Below are 20,919 nucleotides of genomic sequence, written 5' to 3'. Positions count from 1 at the left end.
TGTAGTGATGCGCTTGGCATATTTTTAATTCAATCACATTGCTATGGTTCCAATGAGGGATGATTGTCGGTAAAGTCTTTACGTAGTCAAGAGTTTATAAACTATGAAAATGTGTTCCCTTAAATTAGAACATAAATCTTAGGCATAGCGTTTAGGGATTAACAATGCGTAGGGATGAAAAGTTTAAAAAATTTGATCTTAGAACAAGAAATCAGATCAGGTCCATATTGAGTGATGATAACGAAAGTGTGATGCATCGCTTAAAGAAACTGAGCGCTAAGTTTAGTCATTCTCAATTGGAAGCTCTTGATGAAATACTAAACAGTACTGTCTTAACAAGAGCGGTAAAGCCGCAAGTTCCATTTCCGAAAAAACCACCTTTTTTCGATACATTTCAAATATATCTTAATGCCGGGTTGCATGAAATATTAACGGTTATTGATACCAGCGCTAAAAAAAATATTGAAAGACTTAGACGAATTTCATTTTCTTTAGGGAGGATTGACGAGCACTATGCCGCTAGAAATATAGATGCTTGTATTAATTTGATTCTTCTATCCTTAAAGGAGGACGGGTGGAGTCATGCACTTTTAAGGCGGATTATTCTCATTCGTGAAAATATAATACAGGATGGCATCGATGAGCGCATCGAGGAGCTTGTGCTACAAGCTGGTATTAAGGGGATTGTTGTTTCATCATTAATTCACTCATATGCACGTGATCAGAATATACTGATGAGCAAGAGGTCGGTTTTAAATATTTCTGATCGCGGGGCAATCAACCGATATACCAGAACGCTAGCAAAACTAACTGTTCAACCTTACGCCTCATCGAATCAAGATTTAGGAGAGTATCTTGGGGAGGTATTAAAATGTTCACTAATAGATGCAATAATTTTAGCAAAATTCAATAGTCATTATTTCACCATGTGCGATTATCCTGCAATTATGGAGATTTCCAATAGTATTGGTAACGCCAAGCTTTTCGAGTCCCTGGTCGGTACGTATGATTCGCCTTCTAGTGAAGGCGAATATACATTTTTTAAACAATCCAGTGTGTGGTTGGAATATGAACCCGTTAGGATGTATCGAGTACTGATTGATCATTATTATGACTCATCACGTGAATATGTGGCCGATTTGCCTAATGAGCTTGAACAAATACTACGAGGATGGGTTGGTGTTCCGACCTTACATGACCTTGTTAGTGGTTCACAGTTTACCAACCATAACTATCCTGTTTTAGCCAAGTTAGAAATATCAGGGAATGTGACTAGGTCAGCTCTATTTAATTTCTGGCTGACGGAATCTGAAGGAGAGATTGGTTTCGAAAAGGAGGACTTGTTTACTCTAATGGGATTGACGCGTGACCTAGCACGAACAATTCCTATTCCGTCAGTACGTACTGCTGCGAAGCTATCCAAAGATAAGCTAGTAAAATTAATTCTATTATTGTTGCTAGCTAAACGAAGCAAGAATGAACGTGATATTTTTCTTTTAAGAAAACTACTAGAAGATATAACTTACAACAATCATGGGAATTCGCTAGTCGAACTAGTTAAATCGTATGAAGTGTCTCATCCATATATTGCCGAGTATATATATGATATCGCAACTGAAGATTTTTTAGCTAGACTTACAAATATAGCACCTCATCTTGCTGATATCCCAGAAATTCGTGCGTCATTACACGAATGGATGGCCAGTTTTACTAAAGATGAATATTTTCTTCAACGTGCGAGAGCGGTCAGGATTGATCACCAAATAAACCGTGTTAGAAATGAAATAGATGATCATAGGATTTATGTTGATCCAATGCGATTCACCTCGTGGATTGAAGATGAAATGATGATCGAGTTAAATAGTGCATTAACTTCCACTGGGTCCGGAAAAAAAGGTGTGTCTGTAACCTGTGACGAAGCTGTGCTGTCGATTGTTATGGCTCAAAGTTACACAGCATTTTGCTCAAATGCAGTTTTTGGCATCGCATCATATATTGGCCGTCGTATACGTCATGGCACTTTCCATGGACATATGTACTCACATGTGATTAATCATTTAGAACAATCTGTAAAATTCAAATCATTATTTGCTAATTCTCAATTCATAGCCAAATGGAGTATATGGAAGGAAAATTATAACAATGCAGTTGAGGAAATTATTGCAGAGCGACTTCATGTCTTTTCAAAGTCTAAACCGCTAGGATTACTGACACCAGAAACTTATACTCCTTATAAGCAAGAAGTGCTATCGGCGGCCGTAACTAATATTAGTAAAAATTTTTCTGAAACAACTTCAACAGCTGATATTTGCCCAGTAATCATTGATTATTGCTGGCGATTGGCGGAGGTAGACTTAGTTGCTGTAATTCGTTTTTTGAAAGCACAGCAGACTTCATTAAAAAATGAAAAGTTTATCGAGGATGAGTTGATGCCGATTGCATCTATGGTTGACCATAGGCTTGCAGATATGTTTAGGAGAGAGCTAGCACTATCAATCGACAGAAAATTATCTACTATGCTTGGATGGTTTAAGCGACCATCCATAGTGGCGCCTAAGGCATCAGTTGCGTTGCTCTTTGCTGCAACAGTTGCTGAAATTAAGGATACAATTCCCGACTTTGACCCTCAAGATGCTGATACTAGTAAGGAGGACATTGAGCTTGTTGGTAACTTCTATCATCTTATTTATGATGCACTTGCTATCGTAGTCGGTAATGCAGCTAAATACGCAGATCGTAGTTGTCCAGTAAAGAGAAATTTTGAAATTATATATGAAAAAGAAAAGCGCTTAATTATTGATATTCGTTCCTCAATTAAATCGACAGATGATTCATCTTTCGTTTCAGAACAGATAGAAATGCATAAACGAGCTAGTTTCCAAGATGCTAATCTATACGATAAAAAGAGTGGGATATCAAAGCTCTTGCTCTTAGCCAGTAATCGGAAAGATTTCGAGCTTGACCAATATGAAGTGGTCGATAATGAGGTTCGAGTGAGGCTTAGCTATGTTCTTGAATATTGAAAAGATAAAATGTCTTATCGTGGAAGATGATCAATTTAAGATGGAGGGTATTTGCTCTTATCTTGTTGGTATTTTTGATAGTAGAATTGAGATTCACAAATGTCATGCATTAGCATCTGCAACAGCGTTGTTAGCATTGCATGAATTTCACTTGGCAATAATAGATATGTCAATACATAGCCATGAGCCTGAGGCTGGTGCTGGTTCTCCATTTCCTTTGTCATCAGGTGGTCTTGATGTATTGTTTGAGATTGATTACACTCAAAAAAATACGCGATGTATTATTCTAACACAGTACCCTGATATTGATATTGAAACCCTTCCAATTCCTGTTGACTTAGCCAAACAGGAAATATTGGATAAATTTGATATTGAGGTGGCAGGCTGTGTTAGATATTTGGAAAATGATAGCCAATGGAAAGATAGTATTGGATTAATCTTGAGGACATTATGAAAATTTTATTTCTTGAAGATGATGATGCTAAATTTAATATTGTTAGTGAATATGTAGTTGAAATTGTATCTGATGCTAACATTATGCGTGTTAAAAACTGGTTGGATTATTCTAGGGCAATTTCTAATGAAAGGTTCGATCTGATTCTTCTGGATCTTTTGGTTCCCCGTTCTGCACGAGATAGTAAAGTAGAGGATCATTCTGAATCACTGGTTGAAACGACGCGTGACTATTGTAGTAAATCATTTAAAACTCCTGCAATTGTGTTGACTCAGCACAATCTCAAAGAAGGAGATTTTGTTCATGATTTGAACTTGGTTGACATTAATGTGATTGCTTATAATGACCATGGTAAGTGGCGAGAGGCCCTTAAAATTAAGTTAATGGCGGCTCAGCCGAATAAAAAATTCGATGTTGTTATTTTATGTGCTCTTGAAAAAGAGACATTAGCGTTTGAGGGGCTGACAGATACTTGGGGTCAAGTACAAACCATATCAGGATTAGTTTGTCGAGAAGTTGTGATTGGTGAGTATAAGGCTGTCATTATTCGAGCACACAATATGGGACTTGTTGCGGCTGCCGTTGCTGCTTCCTTTGCCCTGGAGCGATTTGAACCGCGCCTGATTTGCATGGCTGGTATCTGTGGCGGTGTTGCTGGAGAATCCGATATTTATGATTTATTAGTTACTAAGACTTGCCATCAGCATGATGCGGGAAAATGGAGTTCTACGGGTTTTAAATCGGAGCACTATGATGTGCAACTAGATGTAGATGTGCACAATAAACTAGTTGAGATTGCCTCTAGTTCTACGATGAAAAGTCTTCAATCCCATCTAGATCCTGCCACATCTGAAGTGCCTAGTGGTAAGGAGCGAATAAGCTTCAAGATCGTACCTGATGCAGTCACCAGTAGTGGAAGCGCCGTGATTGCACAGGAAGGAAAAACCTCTACATTAGTCGTTGGGCAACGAAAGCTAGCTGGCTTTGATATGGAGATTTATTCTGTGTATGAGGCGGCAAGACATGCGAGGAACCGTACTGCATTTTTTGCCGCTAAAGCTGTTGTGGATGATGGGGGAGTGAACAAAGGTGATTCATTCCATCGAATAGGTTGCTTACTATCTGCCAAATTTGTAACAGCTGCGATCCGTGAAGGTATTTCGGACGTGTGGAAAAAATAAAGTTTCCTATTCTATATACAGTTATGGTAATTCTCTGGTACCGGCCTCAAACCGGTGCCTTGCTTATGCTATTTTTATAATGTGTATTTCCTTAGGTATCAATATGAATGCCTCTAAAATATTTTATGAGCGTGTTCTCAGGCGTAGTAAATATACCTTTCCCACCCTCCTTGAATTTTCCTATAGGGTTCGCCGGTGCAGTGCACGTCTTCATGCAGTCGTGGTTAAATAACCTGTTATATCGCAAATAGATACACAAAATACAGCGGACTAATTTCGTTAAAAGGAACTATGCGTCGTAGCCTTATGGCTACAGCCCCTTGTAAGGCTTCAAGCACGTAAGTTTTATTAACAACTCCATGGCAATCAAAAGAATAGTGCCGGTGAAACTCCAAAGCGCTTGCTTAGCAACTCGATATGTTGTCGGGTCAATTTCCTGCCCTTGGCGGCATTGAGCAATTTGCTAACGTTGGACTTGGAACCCAGTTCAGGCAGGTCAGTCATCTGCAGTCGATGCTGACTCATCAATGTCTTCAAGATAGCAATACTAGGCTCCATGTCAGCCACCGCTGTGTTGAAACCGGTGAACTCATCAGCCACGTTTTCCCAGCGTTCAATGCTGTTTGCAAGTAATTCAACCAATTGCGTATTGTTTTCGTAGTCATCAACCAGCGAGTCCATCAAAGCAATAGCTCGCTCATAATCATCTTGATTATTGATCTTGGCGATGTAGGGCACTTGGGCCAATGCTTCTCTAATTTGAACCAGCATAAGACTTAACATGATGATTACTCCTTGTTTTTAAATTACTTCTGGTCGGTTTGTTGCATTAGGCATGGTGAAGTGTCCCTGGTTATCTAGACATTCTTCTGCTGAAAATGGACTGGCCATGGTCCTGTATGCGCGGGGGCTGAGCTGTCCTCGTTCGCTGGCATCACCCCAGCTGTTCGAGTATTAACGCCGAAACTTGCTGGTCATATCGACAACCAGCATCGAGAACTCGGCGATTTTGTTCATCAGCTAACGCTGCAGCGACAACGGTACGGCAAAATCCTCTTTCAACTCAACCCGCATCTGGAAGTGGGTGGTATACCGGAACACCCCGGAGCCCGCTGTCACCGCCGATGTAAAAATGACCCACTAACGCCGGAGTAAAGTTGACCCACCTGGGCCAAGATCGTGGCTTTTGAGCCGCACCCATGTTGACCCAGGAGTTATCAGTGGAAATCAGAGTGTTGGCCCGTCAGGGCATGAGCATCCGGGCTATCGCCCAGCAACTGCGGGTGTCCCGTAATACGGTGCGCAAGTATCTGCGCAACCCGGGCCTGCCAATCTATCCCAACCGGCCTGCCCGCCCAACCAAGCTCGACCCCTTCAAACCCTATCTGCAAGCGCGGATCCAGGCTGCGAAGCCACACTGGATCCCGGCGACGGTGCTGCTCAGGGAACTGCGCGAGCGCGGTTACTCTGGCGGACTCTCCCAGCTCAAGGACTGGTTATCGCCCCTGCGTCATGACTCTCCGGATATCGGCAATGGGAGTTCGAGTTTACTCCCCCGCCTCTGCCATCCGTCTCTTTTGAGGTCAGGGGCCGGTTTGATAAACAAACCAGAAGTATGCTGGTTTACGAGATTACCAGTCTGAAAAATATCAAGGCTGCTGTCCCAGATGAGGTCCAGTTTTTCCATCCCAAGCTGCGGGAGTATGTACGTGGGGAGGGGGAAGGCTCGGTGCGCTTGGTAGGTGAACGACCTCATATTCACTCGGTGCATGATGGTGTGGAAGCCAACGCGGATACCTCACCAGTGTTATTACGGGCGCCAGCCGTAGTCTTTGAGTTTTCCAAAGCCTTCAATACACGCAAGGTTGCCGAGAAAAAGCAGGAGGGCGAAAGGGCAAGGCTGATGAAGAGTTAGGATCTCTGGCTTCAGCCGATGTCAGTACAGAGGAGTCAGTTGTTGGCGGTGTGCTGCCCTGCGCAGAGTGGACTGCCGAATCGGATGAAACTGATGATCTTCACCTCTACGCCAACAAGTTTGATTGTTTTGGGACAATGCTGGATCAGTTGGTCACAACTCATGGTTGCGTGATTAGATCCAAGCAACTGCGCAAATTACCAAAACTCTATCGATGCAATCGGCATCTGCTTCTGGATGGTAATCCGAGATGCCTAGCTGTTGTCGAAGTAGAGTCGCAGAACCGGATTTTTCATATCCTTGAAGTGGATACCTCAGATGGGATCTGCTCCCTATCAACCCAATTATTGAGGCTGACATCTCAGCAGGGGTGGCAGGAGCAGCTTAGATTATTGGAAGAAGAGCTAACCCAGAAATCACTGCATTGGCCAAGCAAGCGGCTGAAGGAGCTGTGTGGTAAGGATGGCTATTCTGGCATCCCTCATCCGCAGACCAAATCGGTGGATAAGGGCAAGTTGCCTGAGGGGTCGATAGAGCATTGGGCAGCAAGGTTTCATAGTTGGATGGCATCAATCTAACGGTATAGAAACATCAGCCAATACGATGACTGTCTACGTTTGAGACATCATTTCTTGCTGTTACATATGTATTAATGCATGATTGTCATCAATTTGATTACAACCATGGCACTTTATGGATTACCGTATTCATTTTTTATTTTCCCCTATAGCGATGATTCATGCCTCGTTCTCCTTCTAAGCGGCTTGAGGACTTGAGTTTGGTCCAGCGCGAGCGGCTGGCCTACATCGATTTTCGGCTCTACTTCTTCGGTGAGATCGGTCGCCCAGATCTGATTGAGCGCTTCGGTGTGGCTCCAGCAGGGGCGACACGCGATTTGGCTTTGTACCGGGAAATCGCACCACATAACATCACCTTCGATGGTAGCAACAAGATCTATCGCATCGGGCAGGCGTTCTCCCCGTTGTTCGAGCACGCATCTCTGCGCGTTCTGTCGGCGCTGGCTCTCGGCTTTGGCGATGGTGTGAACGGCCCAATGCAGGCGCTGCTTTCATGCGAATCCCCCGCAGCTCTGAGCATCCCCAAGATGGATGTGTTAGCCACGATTTGCCGTGCCATCCATGCCAAGCGGCCCATAGCCGTCCGTTACCACTCGATGAGCAGCGGAGAGTCCGAGCGGGTCATTGTTCCCTTTGCGCTGGTTGACACCGGACTACGCTGGCACGTCCGGGCTTTCGACCGTAAGAGCGGCGAGTTCCGTGACTTCGTTGTCACCCGCATCGAAGCGCCGACGTTGGTCGATGAGGAACCCAAGACCAACGAGCGCCCGGATAACGACATCCAATGGACTCGGATCGTGGAGCTGGACTTGGTGCCACATCCGCGTCTCGCCCGCCCCGAGATCATCAAGATGGACTATGGGATGACCGATGGCTCGATCCGGATGCGCGTTCGTGCAGCGGTGGCGGGCTACATGCTACTGCGCTGGAGCGTGGATGCATCACCAAATCACAACCTAACAGAAGAACAGTATCGCCTTTGGCTCAGCGATCCGCTGGCCTTGTATGGCGTCGAAAACGCAAAGATCGCCCCCGGCTACTGTGCCCCGGCGACCAGCACAACACGGAAATAGGATCACAAATGGCAATCAAGAAATCGGACCTCTACTCATCGCTTTGGGCATCTTGCGATGAACTGCGCGGCGGTATGGATGCTAGTCAGTACAAGGACTATGTCCTCTTCATGCTTTTCATTAAGTACGTATCGGACAAGTACGGTGACTCTGATGACTTTGCCCCGCCAGTCACCATTCCGCCCAGAGCTAGCTTCAAGGACATGGTTGCCCTCAAGGGCAAGAGTGATATCGGCGACAAAATCAACACGCAGATTATTCAGCCGCTGATTGATGCCAACTCCAGCCTTGCACGCAGTGACTTCCCTGATTTCAACGATCCGAACAAGCTCGGTGAAGGTCAGGCGATGGTGGATCGCCTCAGCAACCTGATCGGCATCTTCCAAAAGCCCGAGTTGGATTTCTCGAAGAACCGAGCCGAGAACGACGACATTCTGGGCGATGCCTACGAATACCTGATGCGGCACTTTGCCTCGCAGAGCGGCAAGAGCAAAGGCCAGTTCTATACGCCATCCGAAGTCAGTCGCATCATGGCCAAGGTCGTGGGCATCTCCCCTGCCAATGCAGTGGCCTCGACCACTGCGTATGACCCCACCTGCGGCTCTGGCTCCTTGCTGCTCAAGGTGGCCGCAGAGGCTGGCAAGCACATCACGTTGGAAGGGCAGGAAATGGACGTGACCACAGCAGGTCTCGCCCGTATGAACATGATCCTGCACGACTTTCCAACCGCCAACATCTTGCAGGGCAACACGCTCGCCTCGCCGAAATTCAAGGATGGCGAGTCGCTGCGTACCTATGACTATGTTGTCGCCAATCCGCCGTTCTCAGACAAGACCTGGAGCACCGGCCTGACCCCTGCCAGCGACGTGTACCAGCGTTTTGCTTGGGGCGAACCGCCGAAAAAGCAAGGTGACTACGCTTACCTGCTGCACATCATTCGCTCAATGAAGAGCACCGGCAAAGGCGCCTGCATTCTCCCTCACGGCGTCCTTTTCCGGGGCAATGCCGAGGCTGTCATCCGTGAGAAGCTGGTGCGCTCGGGCATCCTCAAAGCCATCATTGGTCTGCCAGGCAACCTGTTCTACGGCACAGGTATTCCCGCCTGCATCTTGGTGCTGGACAAAGAAAACGCGTCAGCACGTAAAGGCATCTTCATGATCGACGCCTCCAAAGGCTTCATCAAGGACGGTGCCAAAAACCGCCTGCGTGAGCAGGACATTCACAAGATCGTTGATGCCTACACCAAGTTGGCAGAGCTGCCACGCTACTCGCGTATGGTGCCGCTGACCGAGATCGCAGACCCCAAGAACGACTACAACCTCAACCTGCCACGCTACATCGACAGCACTGAACCTGAAGACATCCAGGACATCGATGGCCACCTGCGTGGCGGGATTCCAGAGCGTGACCTGGATGCGTTGTACGCCTATTGGAAGGTGATCCCTGGTGTTCGCAACACCCTGTTCGAGTCAGCCGGGCGAACCGGTTACGCACAGTTGAAGCTGCCCATCGCCGAAGTAAAGAGCACCATCTTTGCGCATCCCGAGTTCACTGCATTCAATCAGGTTGCCACTAAGGTCTTTGCCGATTGGAAGCAGGCCAGCACCCCGCAGTTAAAGGGCTTTGCGCAAAACGGTCATCCAAAGCAACTGATAGAAGCTCTGTCCGAGGACTTGCTTGCCCGATTCAAGCCGACGCCTCTGGTCAATGCCTATGACGTGTACCAACATCTCATGGATTACTGGGCCGAGACGATGCAAGACGACTGCTACCTGATCGCAGATGCAGGCTGGCAGATTGGGGCGCAGCCGCGCGAGATCCTTCAAGTCAGGAACAAAGACGGCAAGCTGGCGTGGCCCGAAGCTCATGACTACAAGAAAGGCAGGCGCCGGTTCAAATCCGATCTGATTCCCGCATCAATTCTGATAGCCCGTTACTTCATCGCCGAGCGCGACGCCATTGAAGCGCTTGAAGCCAAGCTGGCAGATATCGAGCAGCAGCTTCAGGAGATGATGGAAGAGAACAGTGGCGAAGAAGGACTGCTGGCAGAGGTCATCGAAGGCGAAGGAGACAAGCAGAAGATCACCGCCAAGGTTGTCAAAGCCCGCCTGAAGGAGATCGGCAAAGATCCTGACTACACCGACGAGCGCAAGGTGTTGCAGGACTACTCCGCCTTGCTCGATAAGCAGACCGATATCAAGTCCAAGCTGAAAGCGGCGCAGAATGATCTTGAGGTCAAACTCGATGCCAAGTACCCCAAACTGACCGAGGAAGAGATCAAGTCGCTTGTAGTGGACGACAAATGGTTGGCGACCTTGGCCGCTGCCGTGCAAGGTGAGCTGGATCGGGTTTCTCAAACCCTCACCAGTCGCATCCGCCAGCTTGCGGAACGCTATGCCACGCCGCTACCGACGCTGACCAAAGATTTAGCAACCCTTTCAGCCCGGGTAGATGAACACCTGAAAAAGATGGGGGCGGTATGGAATTGATGCCAGGATACAAGCGCAGCGATGTGGGAGTGATTCCGGACGACTGGGATGTCGTTTCCGTTAAACAGCTTGTAGAGGAGGAAATTCTCGAAAAGCCCCTTGATGGAAATCACGGTAACATCCACCCAAAGAGCAGCGACTATGTTGGCTATGGCATTCCGTTCGTAATGGCCAACAATTTCGTAAACGGCGAGGTGGACCTAAATGGCTGTAAGTTCATTACAAAAGAACGAGCAGATAGACTTCAAAAAGGTTTCGCCGTTACAGGCGACATTTTGCTAACCCACAAAGGAACTGTTGGGAGTACAGCAATAGTTGGTGAGCTTAACACCGACTACATCATGCTCACACCGCAGGTGACCTACTACCGAGTGAGAGATGCTAATCGACTGGATAACCGCTTTCTCAGGCACTACTTCGACAGTTCGCGGTTTCAGTCCCTTTTTGCAAGTTTGGCCGGTGGTGGTACGCGCGCCTATCTCGGCATCGTAAAACAGTTGGATCTCCCAATCATCAAGCCTCCAGTTGCTGAACAACGCGCTATTGCCAAAACCCTGTGCGATGTGGATGCGCTGCTCGTCACCCTGGACCAAATGATCGCCAAAAAACGCGATTTGAAGCAGGCGGCCATGCAGCAGTTGCTCACCGGCGAAACTCGTCTGCCGGGATTTATTGACGAGTGGCAGCTTAAACGCTTAGGCGACGTAGTTGACACTGACCCCGAAAATCTTGGCACTGATACCGCCTCCGATTTCTGTTTTAACTACATCTCACTAGAGGATGTAGATCTCGGCCAACTGAGAAACCACTCCGAACAAATATTTATCGATGCCCCATCGCGCGCCCGAAGAAAATTGATGACAAACGATGTGCTTGTTTCAACAGTTAGGCCAAATCTGCAATCACATTTGCTGTTTAAAGGTGACACTGGGCACTGGGTATGTTCAACAGGATTTTGTGTGATTCGTTGCCGTGAAGGCGTCACATGTCCAGCCTTTGTCTTCAGCCATTTTTTTGCTGCTGATGTAAATCGTCAGATCGATACTTTACTGACTGGCTCGAATTATCCCGCAATAAACAGCGGCGACGTTCGCAACTTGGAAATCATGTTCCCTAGCTACATTGAACAATGCGCTATAGCCAGCGTGCTTTCTGAGATTGACGCCGAGCTGTCAGCCCTCGAAGCGAGACGAGATAAAACCCACAACATCAAGCAAGCCATGATGCAAGAGCTGCTCACCGGAAGGACTAGGCTGGTATGAGTGTTGCGGAGATGTTTTCCGACTTTGTCGGCAATTTAGCGATTGGTAATGCGGAAACCATCAGCCTGCGCTATGGCGAGCTGACGGCTGCGCTGAACAAACAGTTTCGAGACTCGGAATCAAAAACCGCGAATACGCTTCAGGTCGGGTCGTTTGGTCGGAAAACGGGCATCAATGGCATTTCCGATCTGGACATGCTGTACATCATGCCCAAGACCAAATGGGTTCATTACAACAAAGCCGGTGGGCAACTGAGTTTGCTGCAGGATGCGAAAGAGGCGATCCTCAAGCGCTACCCGACGACAAAAGTAAAGGTAGACCGCCTGGTCGTAACGGTTACCTACACAAATTTCCACGTCGAGGTTCAGCCTGTTTTTGAACAGGATGATCAAAGCTATTTGTATCCTGATACAAAAAATGGTGGCAGCTGGAAAACTACCAAGCCGCGAGCAGAGATGACAGCAGTGGCGGATTTGGATACGAAGAAAAATACCAATTTAAGGCCTTTGTGCAAGATGGCCCGGGCTTGGAAGAACAAGCACGGTGTCGGAATGGGTGGTCTGCTGTTGGATACGCTGGCCTACAACTTTCTGGCCTCAACCACGGATTTCGACACCAAGAGTTTCCTCTACTACGACTGGATGAGTCGGGACTTCTTCAAATACCTGTCTGAACTGCCAGAGCAGACCGAGTACGCTGCGCCGGGTAGCCGCCAGCGAGTCAAGGTCAAAAAGAAATTTCAGAACAAAGCCAAGAAGACCTACAAGCTCTGCTTGGAGGCCATTGAGGCCGAGCACCAGAAGCACGTCAACGATAAGTGGAAGAAAGTTTATGGGCGACCATTCCCAGCAGCGGCGACGGTGGCTCAAGAGGCCATGGCTAAGAGCTTTGCACAGAGTTGGGATGACACCGAGGAGTTTATCGAGGACAAATTTCCCGTTGATATTCGAGAATCCATGCAACTGGATTGCGAGGTCAAACAGAACGGATTCCGTGAGTTCTTCCTCAGCGATATGTTGGCTAGAAGGATTCCGTTGATGACCAAAAAGAGCTTGCGCTTCGAAATTACAGACGTTTCGGTGTCCGAGCCATATGACATTTACTGGAAGGTCTTAAATCGCGGCGATGCGGCCCGTAAGAGGAATTGCATCAGAGGGCAAATCATCAAAGATGATGGATTGATGCAGCGGACGGAATCCACCAGTTTTCGCGGCGATCACATCGTAGAGTGCTATTGCGTGAAGGATGGTGTGGTAGTCGCCAAGAACCGGATTCACGTTCCTATTAATGGGGAGCAGAACAATGACGACTGAGCATATCAATGTACTGGAAGGCCAGTTGCGCGAGTGTTATGGGCGAGTTGTCTATTCCCACAAAACACACGAGAAATGCGCAGACATTCTGCTTGAGCGGCAAGGGCGAATTAAATTCTGGCAGATTGTGATCTCTGCAGCAGTGACCGGCGGAATTGTGTCGACGTTCTTCGGGACGAAGGAAATTGGGGCAGCAATTAGCACCCTGCTCTCAGCGAGCCTGCTTGCCTTAAATGCCTACACCAAGAATTACGACCTTGGCGAGATCGCGCAGAAACATCGCCAAGCAGGCTCAGATCTTTGGATTATTCGAGAGAAATACCTTTCGTTGCTCACTGATATACGTGTGGGAGATGTGGCGCTCGGATTGATTCGAACAAGAAGGGATGAGCTTCAGGATGAACTGCATGCCGTCTATGTCGGAGCACCCAGCACAAACTTCAAGGCTTACAGCAGGGCACAAGAAGCGTTGAAGAAGTTGGAAGACATGACTTTTTCCGATGAGGAAATTGATGCCTTCCTTCCGAAAGAATTGAAGAGAATAACTAAGGGGGAGGCCAATGCCTGAGCAAACCCGATCTGAGCGCAAGACGCAGAACCGTGTTGCCGCTCTGTTTACTGATACAAATCGCCCTGACTGCCTTGGGTACGATCACCTGGGCGAGTGGAGTAAACGCGGCAACAACCGCTGCATCGAGGCAGATTTTTTGCGCAGCAATCTCAAGAGGCGTGGCTATTCCGATGCGCACATTTCTGCGGCACTGCAAAAACTCCTGACCGCCGCCGACTCCACCGGCATCACCCTGTATCAAGCCAATCTGCGAACCTACCAGCTGCTACGCTATGGCGTACCGGTACAGATTGCAGCCGGGCAGGCGCATGAGACCGTACACCTCATCGATTGGGAAGCACCCGGCAACAACGATTTTGGACTGGCCGAAGAGGTCACTTTGCGCGGTGGCTACGAGCGGCGGCCCGATCTGGTCGTGTACATCAATGGCATCGCCGTCGCCGTCATTGAGTTGAAACGCAGTTCGGTGGAGGTAGCCGACGGTGTTCGTCAGCTCATCACCAACCAGGAAGAGATTTTCAACAAAGGTTTTTTCAGTACGGTGCAGTTGGTGCTAGCGGGAAGCGATTCGCAGGGTTTGCGCTACGGCACCATGGGCACCCCTGAGAAGTTTTTCGTCGAGTGGAAAGAGCGCAAGGATAAAGGCGCCACCACATCAGAACCACTCGCAGAGGGTGCGCTGTTAGACAAACCACTGGCACAGATGTTTGACAAGGTGCGCCTGCTCGACCTGATCCGCAATTTCATCATCTTCGATGGCGGGCAAAAGAAGGTGCCTCGCGTCCACCAATACCGCGGCGTGAAAGCGGCCCAGGAGCGGGTGAGGCAGCAGGAAGGTGGTGTGATTTGGCACACCCAAGGCAGTGGTAAGAGCATTCTGATGGTGCTGATTGCCAAGTGGCTGTTGGAATTTGACCCACACGCCCGGGTCCTGGTCATCACCGACCGTGATGAGCTGGACAAGCAGATCGTGGGTGTGATGCGTAATGCAGGCGTGATTGGCGAGGATGCGGCATCACCGCGCATCACCTCTCGCGCGGAACTGGTTGAAAAGCTAGGGGCAGCCACGCCGCGCCTGATGTGTGCGCTGATCCACAAATTTGATACGACCGACCTGAAGGGCGAGCCTCCGAGGGTAGTTGGTCGTGTATACGTCTTCGTCGATGAATGTCACCGCACGCAAGGCGGAGACATGAACAAGCAGATGAAGCGATGGCTAAAGAACGCCATCTTCATCGGTTTCACCGGCACGCCTCTGTTGCGCAAAGACAAGCAAACCACCCGCGAGGTTTTCGGCACTTACATCCATACCTACAAGTTTGACGAAGCGGTGGCTGACAAGGTGGTGCTCGACCTGAAATACGAAGCGCGTGATGTGCCGCAGCAACTGACGTCAAAAAAAGCCATCGATGCTTGGTTCGACCAGAAGACCAAGGGACTGAACAACTTCCAGCGGTCGGTTCTGCGGAAACGTTGGGCGACGATGGAAGAGCTGATGAGTGCCGGTGAGCGTAAACAGCGCATCATTGCCGATATCATCCACGATTTCGGTGTTCAGCCGCGTCTGAATAATGACCGGGGAACAGCCATTCTAGTGGCAGCCTCCATCTACGATGCCTGCCACTACTTCCGTTTGTTCCAGAACACGACGTTTGGCAAGTACTGCGGAATCATTACGTCCTACGAGCTCAATCACAACGCTATTTCGCGCGAGCCCAAGGACAGCGACGAGCGTTACAAGTTCGACACCTACACTCTGCATGTCCTGCAGAAAAATCAGACCACCAAGGACTACGAGGACAAGACCAAGCAGCGTTTCATCGACGAGCCAGCCAATCTGAAGCTGCTAATCGTGGTAAGTAAACTGCTGACCGGTTTCGATGCGCCTTCCTGCACCTACATCTACCTAGACAACGAGCTGCGCGATCACAACTTGTTCCAGGCTATCTGTCGCACAAACAGGCTCGACGGCGACGACAAGGACTATGGCCACATTGTTGACTACAAAGAGCTGTTCGAGAAGGTGCAGGACTCCATCGCCGTTTACACCTCGGACGAGCTGGACATCGATGAAGGTGGCGATGATGGCAACGTAGCCGTGAAAGACTGGCTGAAGGAAGGCAAGGCGCAGCTCGATGCTGCCAGGGAGGCGTTGAGCTACTTGTGTGAGCCGGTGGCCATGCCCCGCGAGATGGAGCAGTACCTCCACTATTTCTGCGGTGATGCCAACGATCCAGAAGCATTACTGAACACCGAGCCGTTGCGAATTTCATTCTACAAATCCACGGCTGTATTCCTGCGCGCCTATGCGGCAATTGCGCAGAATTTGGTTGAAGCGGGGTATTCGTCGGCAGATATTTCCTTGCTTGAAAAGGAGATCCAGTTCTACAGCGATATCCGGACGGCAATCAAGAAGCATTCAGGTGAAGAGCTGGACATCAAACCTTATGAGGCGGACATGCGGCACCTCATCAACACCTATATCCAAGCAGATCCAGCTGATAATTTGGGGAACCTTAGTTCGTTGTCACTGACCGAGCTTATCATCGAGACCGGTATTCACGATGCTATTGCAAAGAAGCTCAATCAGAAGGGCAAGCTGTCTAAAAATGCGATTGCCGAAGGAATCATTAATAACATTCGCAAAGTGATTGTCCGTGACCAATTAACAGATCCCAAGTTTTATGAGGAAATGTCGCAGCTTTTGGATGACCTGATCCAGCAAAAGCGAGATGAGACTGCTGCATACGAAGAATTTCTAATTAAGGCCGAGGCGTTAGTAAGGAAGATGGCGGCAAAAAATACAGTAGGCCATCCCCATGTGCTCAATGGTCATCTAGAGGCTATTACCATTTTCAACAATCTGGCGAGTATTGCGACAACCACGTTCGTTTGTCCGACAGATGAGGATGCCAAGGCGATGCTCGCACTTGAACTTGATCAGGCGATGCGTGAGAAGGCTCCAGCTGGCTGGAAAGGGGATGACGTCCGCGAGAAGCAGGTGCTGAATGCTCTGTTCCCCATCATGTCGCGGGATCGGGTCGCGACACTGGCCATTTTTGAAATCATCAAGAACCAACCGGGGTACTGATGAACGAGACGATCCAACTGGGCGAGATTTCAATAACGGTAACCAGGAAGGACATTAAGAATGTCCATCTCACAGTCCATCCGCCTGATGGATGTGTGACCCTTGCCGCCCCATTTAACACCCGTCTGGAAGTAGCACGTGCTTATGCGATCTCCAAATTGGCCTGGATTCGTGATCAGCAGAGAAAGCTCGGATGTCAGGCACGGGAAACTCCACGTCAGTTTGTTGAACGAGAGAGCCACTATGTTTGGGGGCGACGCTACCTGATGACGGTGGACTACCAGAATGTAAAGCCCACCGTTATCCTCAGCAACAAACGGATTACGCTGATTGTTCGTCCAGGCAGCAGCACAGAAAAGCGTGCGGAGTTGATGCATGAGTGGCACAAGTTATTACTGCACGAGGTCGTGCCCCCACTGGTTAAAAAGTGGGAGCGAAAGCTCAAAGTGAGCGTTTCAGGCTACTTTCTGCAACGCATGAAAACCAAGTGGGGTAGCTGCAATCACTCAGCTGGAAACATCCGCCTCAATACGGAATTAGTAAAAAAGCCGAAGGACTTGCTGGAGTACGTCATCGTGCATGAAATGGCTCATTTGATCGAGCCAACGCACAGTGAGCGTTTCATCGCAATCCTTGAAGAGCATTACCCTAGCTGGCGAGAGGCCCGTGCCGAGCTCAACGAATTGCCACTGGCGGCAGAGGTTTGGAAAGAGTGAGTAATACGGGGAAGGAACCCATTAGGGAGACTGCTGCTAAGCGGACTCGCACTCCTCGCCCTGCCAAGTACAAATACACCGAAGATGGTGTAGAGAAAACCTGGACTGGTCAGGGGCGCATGCCAAAGGCTATTGCAAAGGCAGTAGAAGGTGGCACAGCACTAGATAGCTTCCTGATTTGATCTATTCCACCTGAAGGCCAAGGTTTATACCTTGGCCTTCAGGTTTTCTTGTCTTTATGATGTGAAAGGGATCGGGCCGAATACATACTTCTCATGTAATAACACCATGTTCAATTCGACCTATGAGATCCATCACAGCCTCTGTTCCTGGTGGAGTCCTCAGCATCTGTATCGGAGATTCACCACCTAAGGCTTTGGAAGGTAACTTTAGCCACTGAAGTGCAGTTGAGTTATCTCCATCAGAAAGTTGTAAGGCCGCATCCAGAGCCTTAATGAACATGTACAACCTAACGCTTTGTTCTGTAGAGAAGACTTTTTTACCCTGTTTTTTATTCTTGGTATAGGTCACATAGCTAATATTGACCAATTTGCAAATTGTGACTTCATCTACCTTCATCAAGGTAGAAAGTTGTGTCATAACCTCAAATGAGAACCCAGATAGAATTTTCCAATGTGCATCAAAAGGCTCTTGAGGTAAAAGTAAGATGCCCAAGAGACCATCTGGTTTTACAACACGATTCTGAAGTGGTTTGTAAGGAGTTCCTACATTCATCACGGCCTCATGGATAACACAATCAATACATTATAGACATTGTAGCTGGTATGCGCTCTCCTTTGTAGGCATGTTGGGAGTGCGTGAACTATCCTATGTCAGCAATTTTTCTCTCTGATGGGACTGTTCCTACGATCGAAGATATGGGGAAGGCAAGGATCATAGCCGTAAGTGTGAGGCATCAAAGCTCAGCCTTGCGTATTCCGGTGAAGTTGAACAGTGATTCCGGAATCTGTGAACACCATTTCCGGGAAGTATGCGGACAGGGATTCTTCGAGCAGAAGCTGAGCTTTGAGGGGAGGCATCTTTTTGACTCACCGAACAAGCCAGCAGCCAAGCGTAGCAAGGCAGTTGCGGATCCAAGACGTTGGAACAGGACGGTTCATCTGACATCAGAGTACGTGCTCTGAGGTCTCCGGAATCGGTGTACACGCAAGCCGGAATAGGTGTTCATTTTCGACCGGAATATGCAAGCCTAAGGACAGGTCATGTACAGGACCTTAAGCGGCGAGTCCATTTAAAACGCCTTCCAAGGTCCTGTTCTGTATCGACTTTCTCTGCTTGGTTCGGCAGGCGTTCTTGGCCAAATAATCGGCAGCCCATTCCAATCTTTCCCTTATTTCTGTCAGCGCCCTATGGGCCACTGCTTCCAATAGCGGTAGCCACCACGTCGCACTGTTCTTCGACGCTTTCAGCATCGATAGCGCCCCACTCATCACACTCTGCGCGACCCGTCTCTTCATCACCAGCGACAGCAGGCTCGTCCACACCAACCCCTCGGCAATCGCTTTCTCGCCCGTCACAAACCCCTTGAGCCGGTTGTGCGATTTCCACTCTTTAAATAACAACTCCACCTGCCAACGGCAGCGATACAGGCTCATCACCTGCTCTGCTGACCATGCTGCTCGCGGTAGGTTCGTCATCCACAGACAGAACCGCTTTTCCTCAGCAAACCAGCGCCGGATCAACCGGTACTCGACCTGGCCGGACTTCACCACCATATCCAGTACCTCGGCCCGACAGCGTCGCCGTCCGGCCTCTCTCAGAGATAGTCCCGCCAGCTTGGGTACTTCCCGTCCATCACCGCGCCAGGCTTGGATTATCTTGGGGTTCAGGCTTTTCGTGCCGCGCACCAGATAAAATCCGCCAGCGTCGTTCACCTGCTCAAACCAAGCCCTGTCAATGTAACCTGCGTCAGCCAGCAGCAGGCAGTTGGTCAGCGTGTGGGCTTCAGGCAGAAATTGCCGTTCCCCTGCGGTATCGGCAGACACACTCATGCACAACGGGCTCTGCTCCGACAGTGACATGGTCATATGGCACTCGATAGCTGCCGGACTGATGGTCTTGAACCGGCCGGGAAAATCAGCAGCAAGGCGCCGATGCACCGCAAAGGAGGTGCCATCGTGCAGTAACACCTGCTTGAACGCGCCGAGGGAGGCTGCTTTGAGTTGATGGTCGATACGCAAGGCGATGGCCCGCTCGACCAGGGCTTTCATAAACAGGGCAAAGCTCTCTTTGCGCAGCTGATTGTGAAACGGTTTGTAAGAAACCTGATGGGTGTTTACCAGTTGCAAGGCATTGAAATGGCGGTGTAAACCGGCAATGTCATTGACCTGGTCGCCTCCCATGGCCCGCAGCAGTGCAGGTACGAGCATGGCTGGGGTAATGGCACGCTGACGCAGACAAAACTTGCAGAGCCGAGCAATGCGCTCGAGTGCGGCGGGAGCCAAGAGTTGCTCCAGATAGTAATTAGCGTTGATAATAGTCATAGGCTTCGCGCGTGTTGATTTTGTTTGGCGATAAAATCAGATCACAAACGAAGCCTTTTTTATATCTATTTCAATTGGTTGCCGCTAAAGATCCTGTACATGAGTGAGGGTTATGGTGGCTATATGCTGGATATTGCTATTCAGATGACAGCCATATGGGGAAGATTACAGGCGCCTGAAATAACAGCAGAGTATGGAGTGACTACCACGGCTGGAGGTTGGCACGGGCTGATCCCCTCTCCCTTTGGGAGAGGGTTAGGGTGAGGGGAGCTGGCTGACCGGGTGTAGCAACCAGGCGGCATTACACCGCTGAATCTTCAGTTATTGAAATTCCACGCGATCGGCAGTTCGACGTCGAAGATAAGTGCATCCCCGTCGAGGCGAAAGGCCAGGCTGGTCTGGTGCTGGTCGTATTCGTTGATAATCAGGCAGCTCTCGGCGAAGTTGGACTCGTAGTTGATATGGGCCACTCCTTCACGGCCGTCAGCGAGTTCGATGCTGAGCACCCGCAGCGGGTTCTCCTGACTGAGGTTGACCCGGGTGTCCCCCACGTCCACCAGCCGTTCCAGCAGAGGGAAGAAATCTTGTCTGTGGGTCGTTATGGCCTGGGTGATGGCCTGCTCCAGCTCAGCCTGGGTGGCGAAGGGGCCGCCGAGTGGGTAGCGGGTCTGGATCCTTTCCTGAGTCATTGCGTTTCCTCCTGAACTGAGATGTGGCAACAGTTTGGCCGCTGCAGTGACCTGTCATGT

16 protein-coding genes and 2 pseudogenes are annotated in these 20,919 nt (G+C 49.1%); 14 read left to right on the top strand and 4 right to left on the bottom strand.

What is annotated here, in order from left to right:
• The first annotated feature begins 164 nt into the window (after nucleotides 1-164).
• Genes AB5Y70_RS12420 through AB5Y70_RS12410 form a run of 3 tightly spaced genes read left to right on the top strand, consistent with a single transcriptional unit; the run spans nucleotide 165 to nucleotide 4,658 of the window.
• Complete coding sequence (locus tag AB5Y70_RS12420) at nucleotides 165-3,023, top strand: hypothetical protein (protein ID WP_335878208.1); 2,859 nt, start codon at nucleotides 165-167, stop codon at nucleotides 3,021-3,023.
• Nucleotides 3,007-3,477 (top strand): hypothetical protein, encoded by a 471-nt coding sequence (locus tag AB5Y70_RS12415; protein WP_335878209.1) that lies wholly within the window; start codon nucleotides 3,007-3,009, stop codon nucleotides 3,475-3,477. The genes AB5Y70_RS12420 and AB5Y70_RS12415 overlap by 17 nt, the downstream gene beginning before the upstream one ends.
• Nucleotides 3,474-4,658, top strand: a complete 1,185-nt coding sequence (locus AB5Y70_RS12410; protein WP_335878210.1) for a hypothetical protein — start codon at nucleotides 3,474-3,476, stop codon at nucleotides 4,656-4,658. The genes AB5Y70_RS12415 and AB5Y70_RS12410 overlap by 4 nt, the downstream gene beginning before the upstream one ends.
• Nucleotides 4,659-5,024: 366 nt before the next feature.
• Here the strand turns inward: AB5Y70_RS12410 and AB5Y70_RS12405 are convergent, their stop codons facing one another.
• Entirely contained in the window at nucleotides 5,025-5,441 is a 417-nt protein-coding gene (locus tag AB5Y70_RS12405; RefSeq protein ID WP_335878211.1) for a hypothetical protein, read from the bottom strand.
• Between the two features lie 416 nt (nucleotides 5,442-5,857).
• Here AB5Y70_RS12405 and AB5Y70_RS12400 point away from each other — a divergent pair.
• From AB5Y70_RS12400 to AB5Y70_RS12350, 11 genes and pseudogenes are all read left to right on the top strand, one after another.
• Nucleotides 5,858-6,175 (top strand): annotated as a pseudogene (locus tag AB5Y70_RS12400) (helix-turn-helix domain-containing protein); the annotation flags it as partial.
• 98 nt (nucleotides 6,176-6,273) lie between these two features.
• Nucleotides 6,274-6,573 (top strand): hypothetical protein, encoded by a 300-nt coding sequence (locus tag AB5Y70_RS12395; protein ID WP_335878212.1) that lies wholly within the window; start codon nucleotides 6,274-6,276, stop codon nucleotides 6,571-6,573.
• Nucleotides 6,574-6,710: 137 nt separating this feature from the next.
• Nucleotides 6,711-7,151, top strand: a complete 441-nt coding sequence (locus AB5Y70_RS12390; RefSeq protein ID WP_368176015.1) for a Tn7-like element transposition protein TnsE — start codon at nucleotides 6,711-6,713, stop codon at nucleotides 7,149-7,151.
• A gap of 200 nt (nucleotides 7,152-7,351) precedes the next feature.
• Nucleotides 7,352-8,224: a helix-turn-helix transcriptional regulator gene (locus tag AB5Y70_RS12385; RefSeq protein WP_368176014.1), complete on the top strand. Its 873-nt coding sequence runs from the start codon at nucleotides 7,352-7,354 to the stop codon at nucleotides 8,222-8,224.
• Between the two features lie 8 nt (nucleotides 8,225-8,232).
• Nucleotides 8,233-10,713 carry an N-6 DNA methylase gene (locus AB5Y70_RS12380; protein WP_368176013.1) on the top strand — a complete coding sequence of 827 codons (2,481 nt, stop codon included), beginning with the start codon at nucleotides 8,233-8,235 and terminating at the stop codon, nucleotides 10,711-10,713.
• A complete protein-coding gene (locus tag AB5Y70_RS12375; RefSeq protein ID WP_368176012.1) occupies nucleotides 10,704-11,975 on the top strand; it encodes a restriction endonuclease subunit S in 1,272 nt (423 codons plus the stop codon). Before AB5Y70_RS12380 ends, AB5Y70_RS12375 begins: the two co-directional genes overlap by 10 nt.
• On the top strand, nucleotides 11,972-13,288 hold the full coding sequence (locus tag AB5Y70_RS12370; RefSeq protein ID WP_368176011.1) for a nucleotidyltransferase: 1,317 nt from the start codon (nucleotides 11,972-11,974) through the stop codon (nucleotides 13,286-13,288). The genes AB5Y70_RS12375 and AB5Y70_RS12370 overlap by 4 nt, the downstream gene beginning before the upstream one ends.
• The gene (locus AB5Y70_RS12365) at nucleotides 13,278-13,856 is read left to right on the top strand and encodes an SLATT domain-containing protein (RefSeq protein WP_368176010.1); all 579 of its coding nucleotides are present in this window, start codon (nucleotides 13,278-13,280) and stop codon (nucleotides 13,854-13,856) included. Before AB5Y70_RS12370 ends, AB5Y70_RS12365 begins: the two co-directional genes overlap by 11 nt.
• Nucleotides 13,849-16,950: a type I restriction endonuclease subunit R gene (locus AB5Y70_RS12360; protein ID WP_368176009.1), complete on the top strand. Its 3,102-nt coding sequence runs from the start codon at nucleotides 13,849-13,851 to the stop codon at nucleotides 16,948-16,950. The genes AB5Y70_RS12365 and AB5Y70_RS12360 overlap by 8 nt, the downstream gene beginning before the upstream one ends.
• On the top strand, nucleotides 16,950-17,666 hold the full coding sequence (locus AB5Y70_RS12355; RefSeq protein WP_368176008.1) for a M48 family metallopeptidase: 717 nt from the start codon (nucleotides 16,950-16,952) through the stop codon (nucleotides 17,664-17,666). The genes AB5Y70_RS12360 and AB5Y70_RS12355 overlap by 1 nt, the downstream gene beginning before the upstream one ends.
• A 35-nt stretch (nucleotides 17,667-17,701) precedes the next feature.
• Nucleotides 17,702-17,848 (top strand): annotated as a pseudogene (locus tag AB5Y70_RS12350) (H-NS family nucleoid-associated regulatory protein); the annotation flags it as partial.
• 91 nt (nucleotides 17,849-17,939) lie between these two features.
• Here the strand turns inward: AB5Y70_RS12350 and AB5Y70_RS12345 are convergent.
• From AB5Y70_RS12345 to AB5Y70_RS12335, 3 genes are all read right to left on the bottom strand, one after another.
• On the bottom strand, nucleotides 17,940-18,401 hold the full coding sequence (locus AB5Y70_RS12345) for an antitoxin Xre/MbcA/ParS toxin-binding domain-containing protein (RefSeq protein ID WP_335878221.1): 462 nt from the start codon (nucleotides 18,399-18,401) through the stop codon (nucleotides 17,940-17,942).
• A gap of 500 nt (nucleotides 18,402-18,901) precedes the next feature.
• Nucleotides 18,902-20,170 carry an IS4-like element ISApu1 family transposase gene (locus tag AB5Y70_RS12340; RefSeq protein WP_011191342.1) on the bottom strand — a complete coding sequence of 423 codons (1,269 nt, stop codon included), beginning with the start codon at nucleotides 20,168-20,170 and terminating at the stop codon, nucleotides 18,902-18,904.
• Nucleotides 20,171-20,487: 317 nt separating this feature from the next.
• Nucleotides 20,488-20,859 carry a hypothetical protein gene (locus AB5Y70_RS12335; protein ID WP_004099020.1) on the bottom strand — a complete coding sequence of 124 codons (372 nt, stop codon included), beginning with the start codon at nucleotides 20,857-20,859 and terminating at the stop codon, nucleotides 20,488-20,490.
• Nucleotides 20,860-20,919: the final 60 nt, after the last annotated feature.

Origin of the sequence: Aeromonas sp. s1(2024), from assembly GCF_040908005.1 — a bacterium.
GTDB classification, from domain to species: Bacteria; Pseudomonadota; Gammaproteobacteria; order Enterobacterales; family Aeromonadaceae; genus Aeromonas; species Aeromonas caviae.
This window is presented reverse-complemented; position numbering and strand designations above follow the sequence as displayed.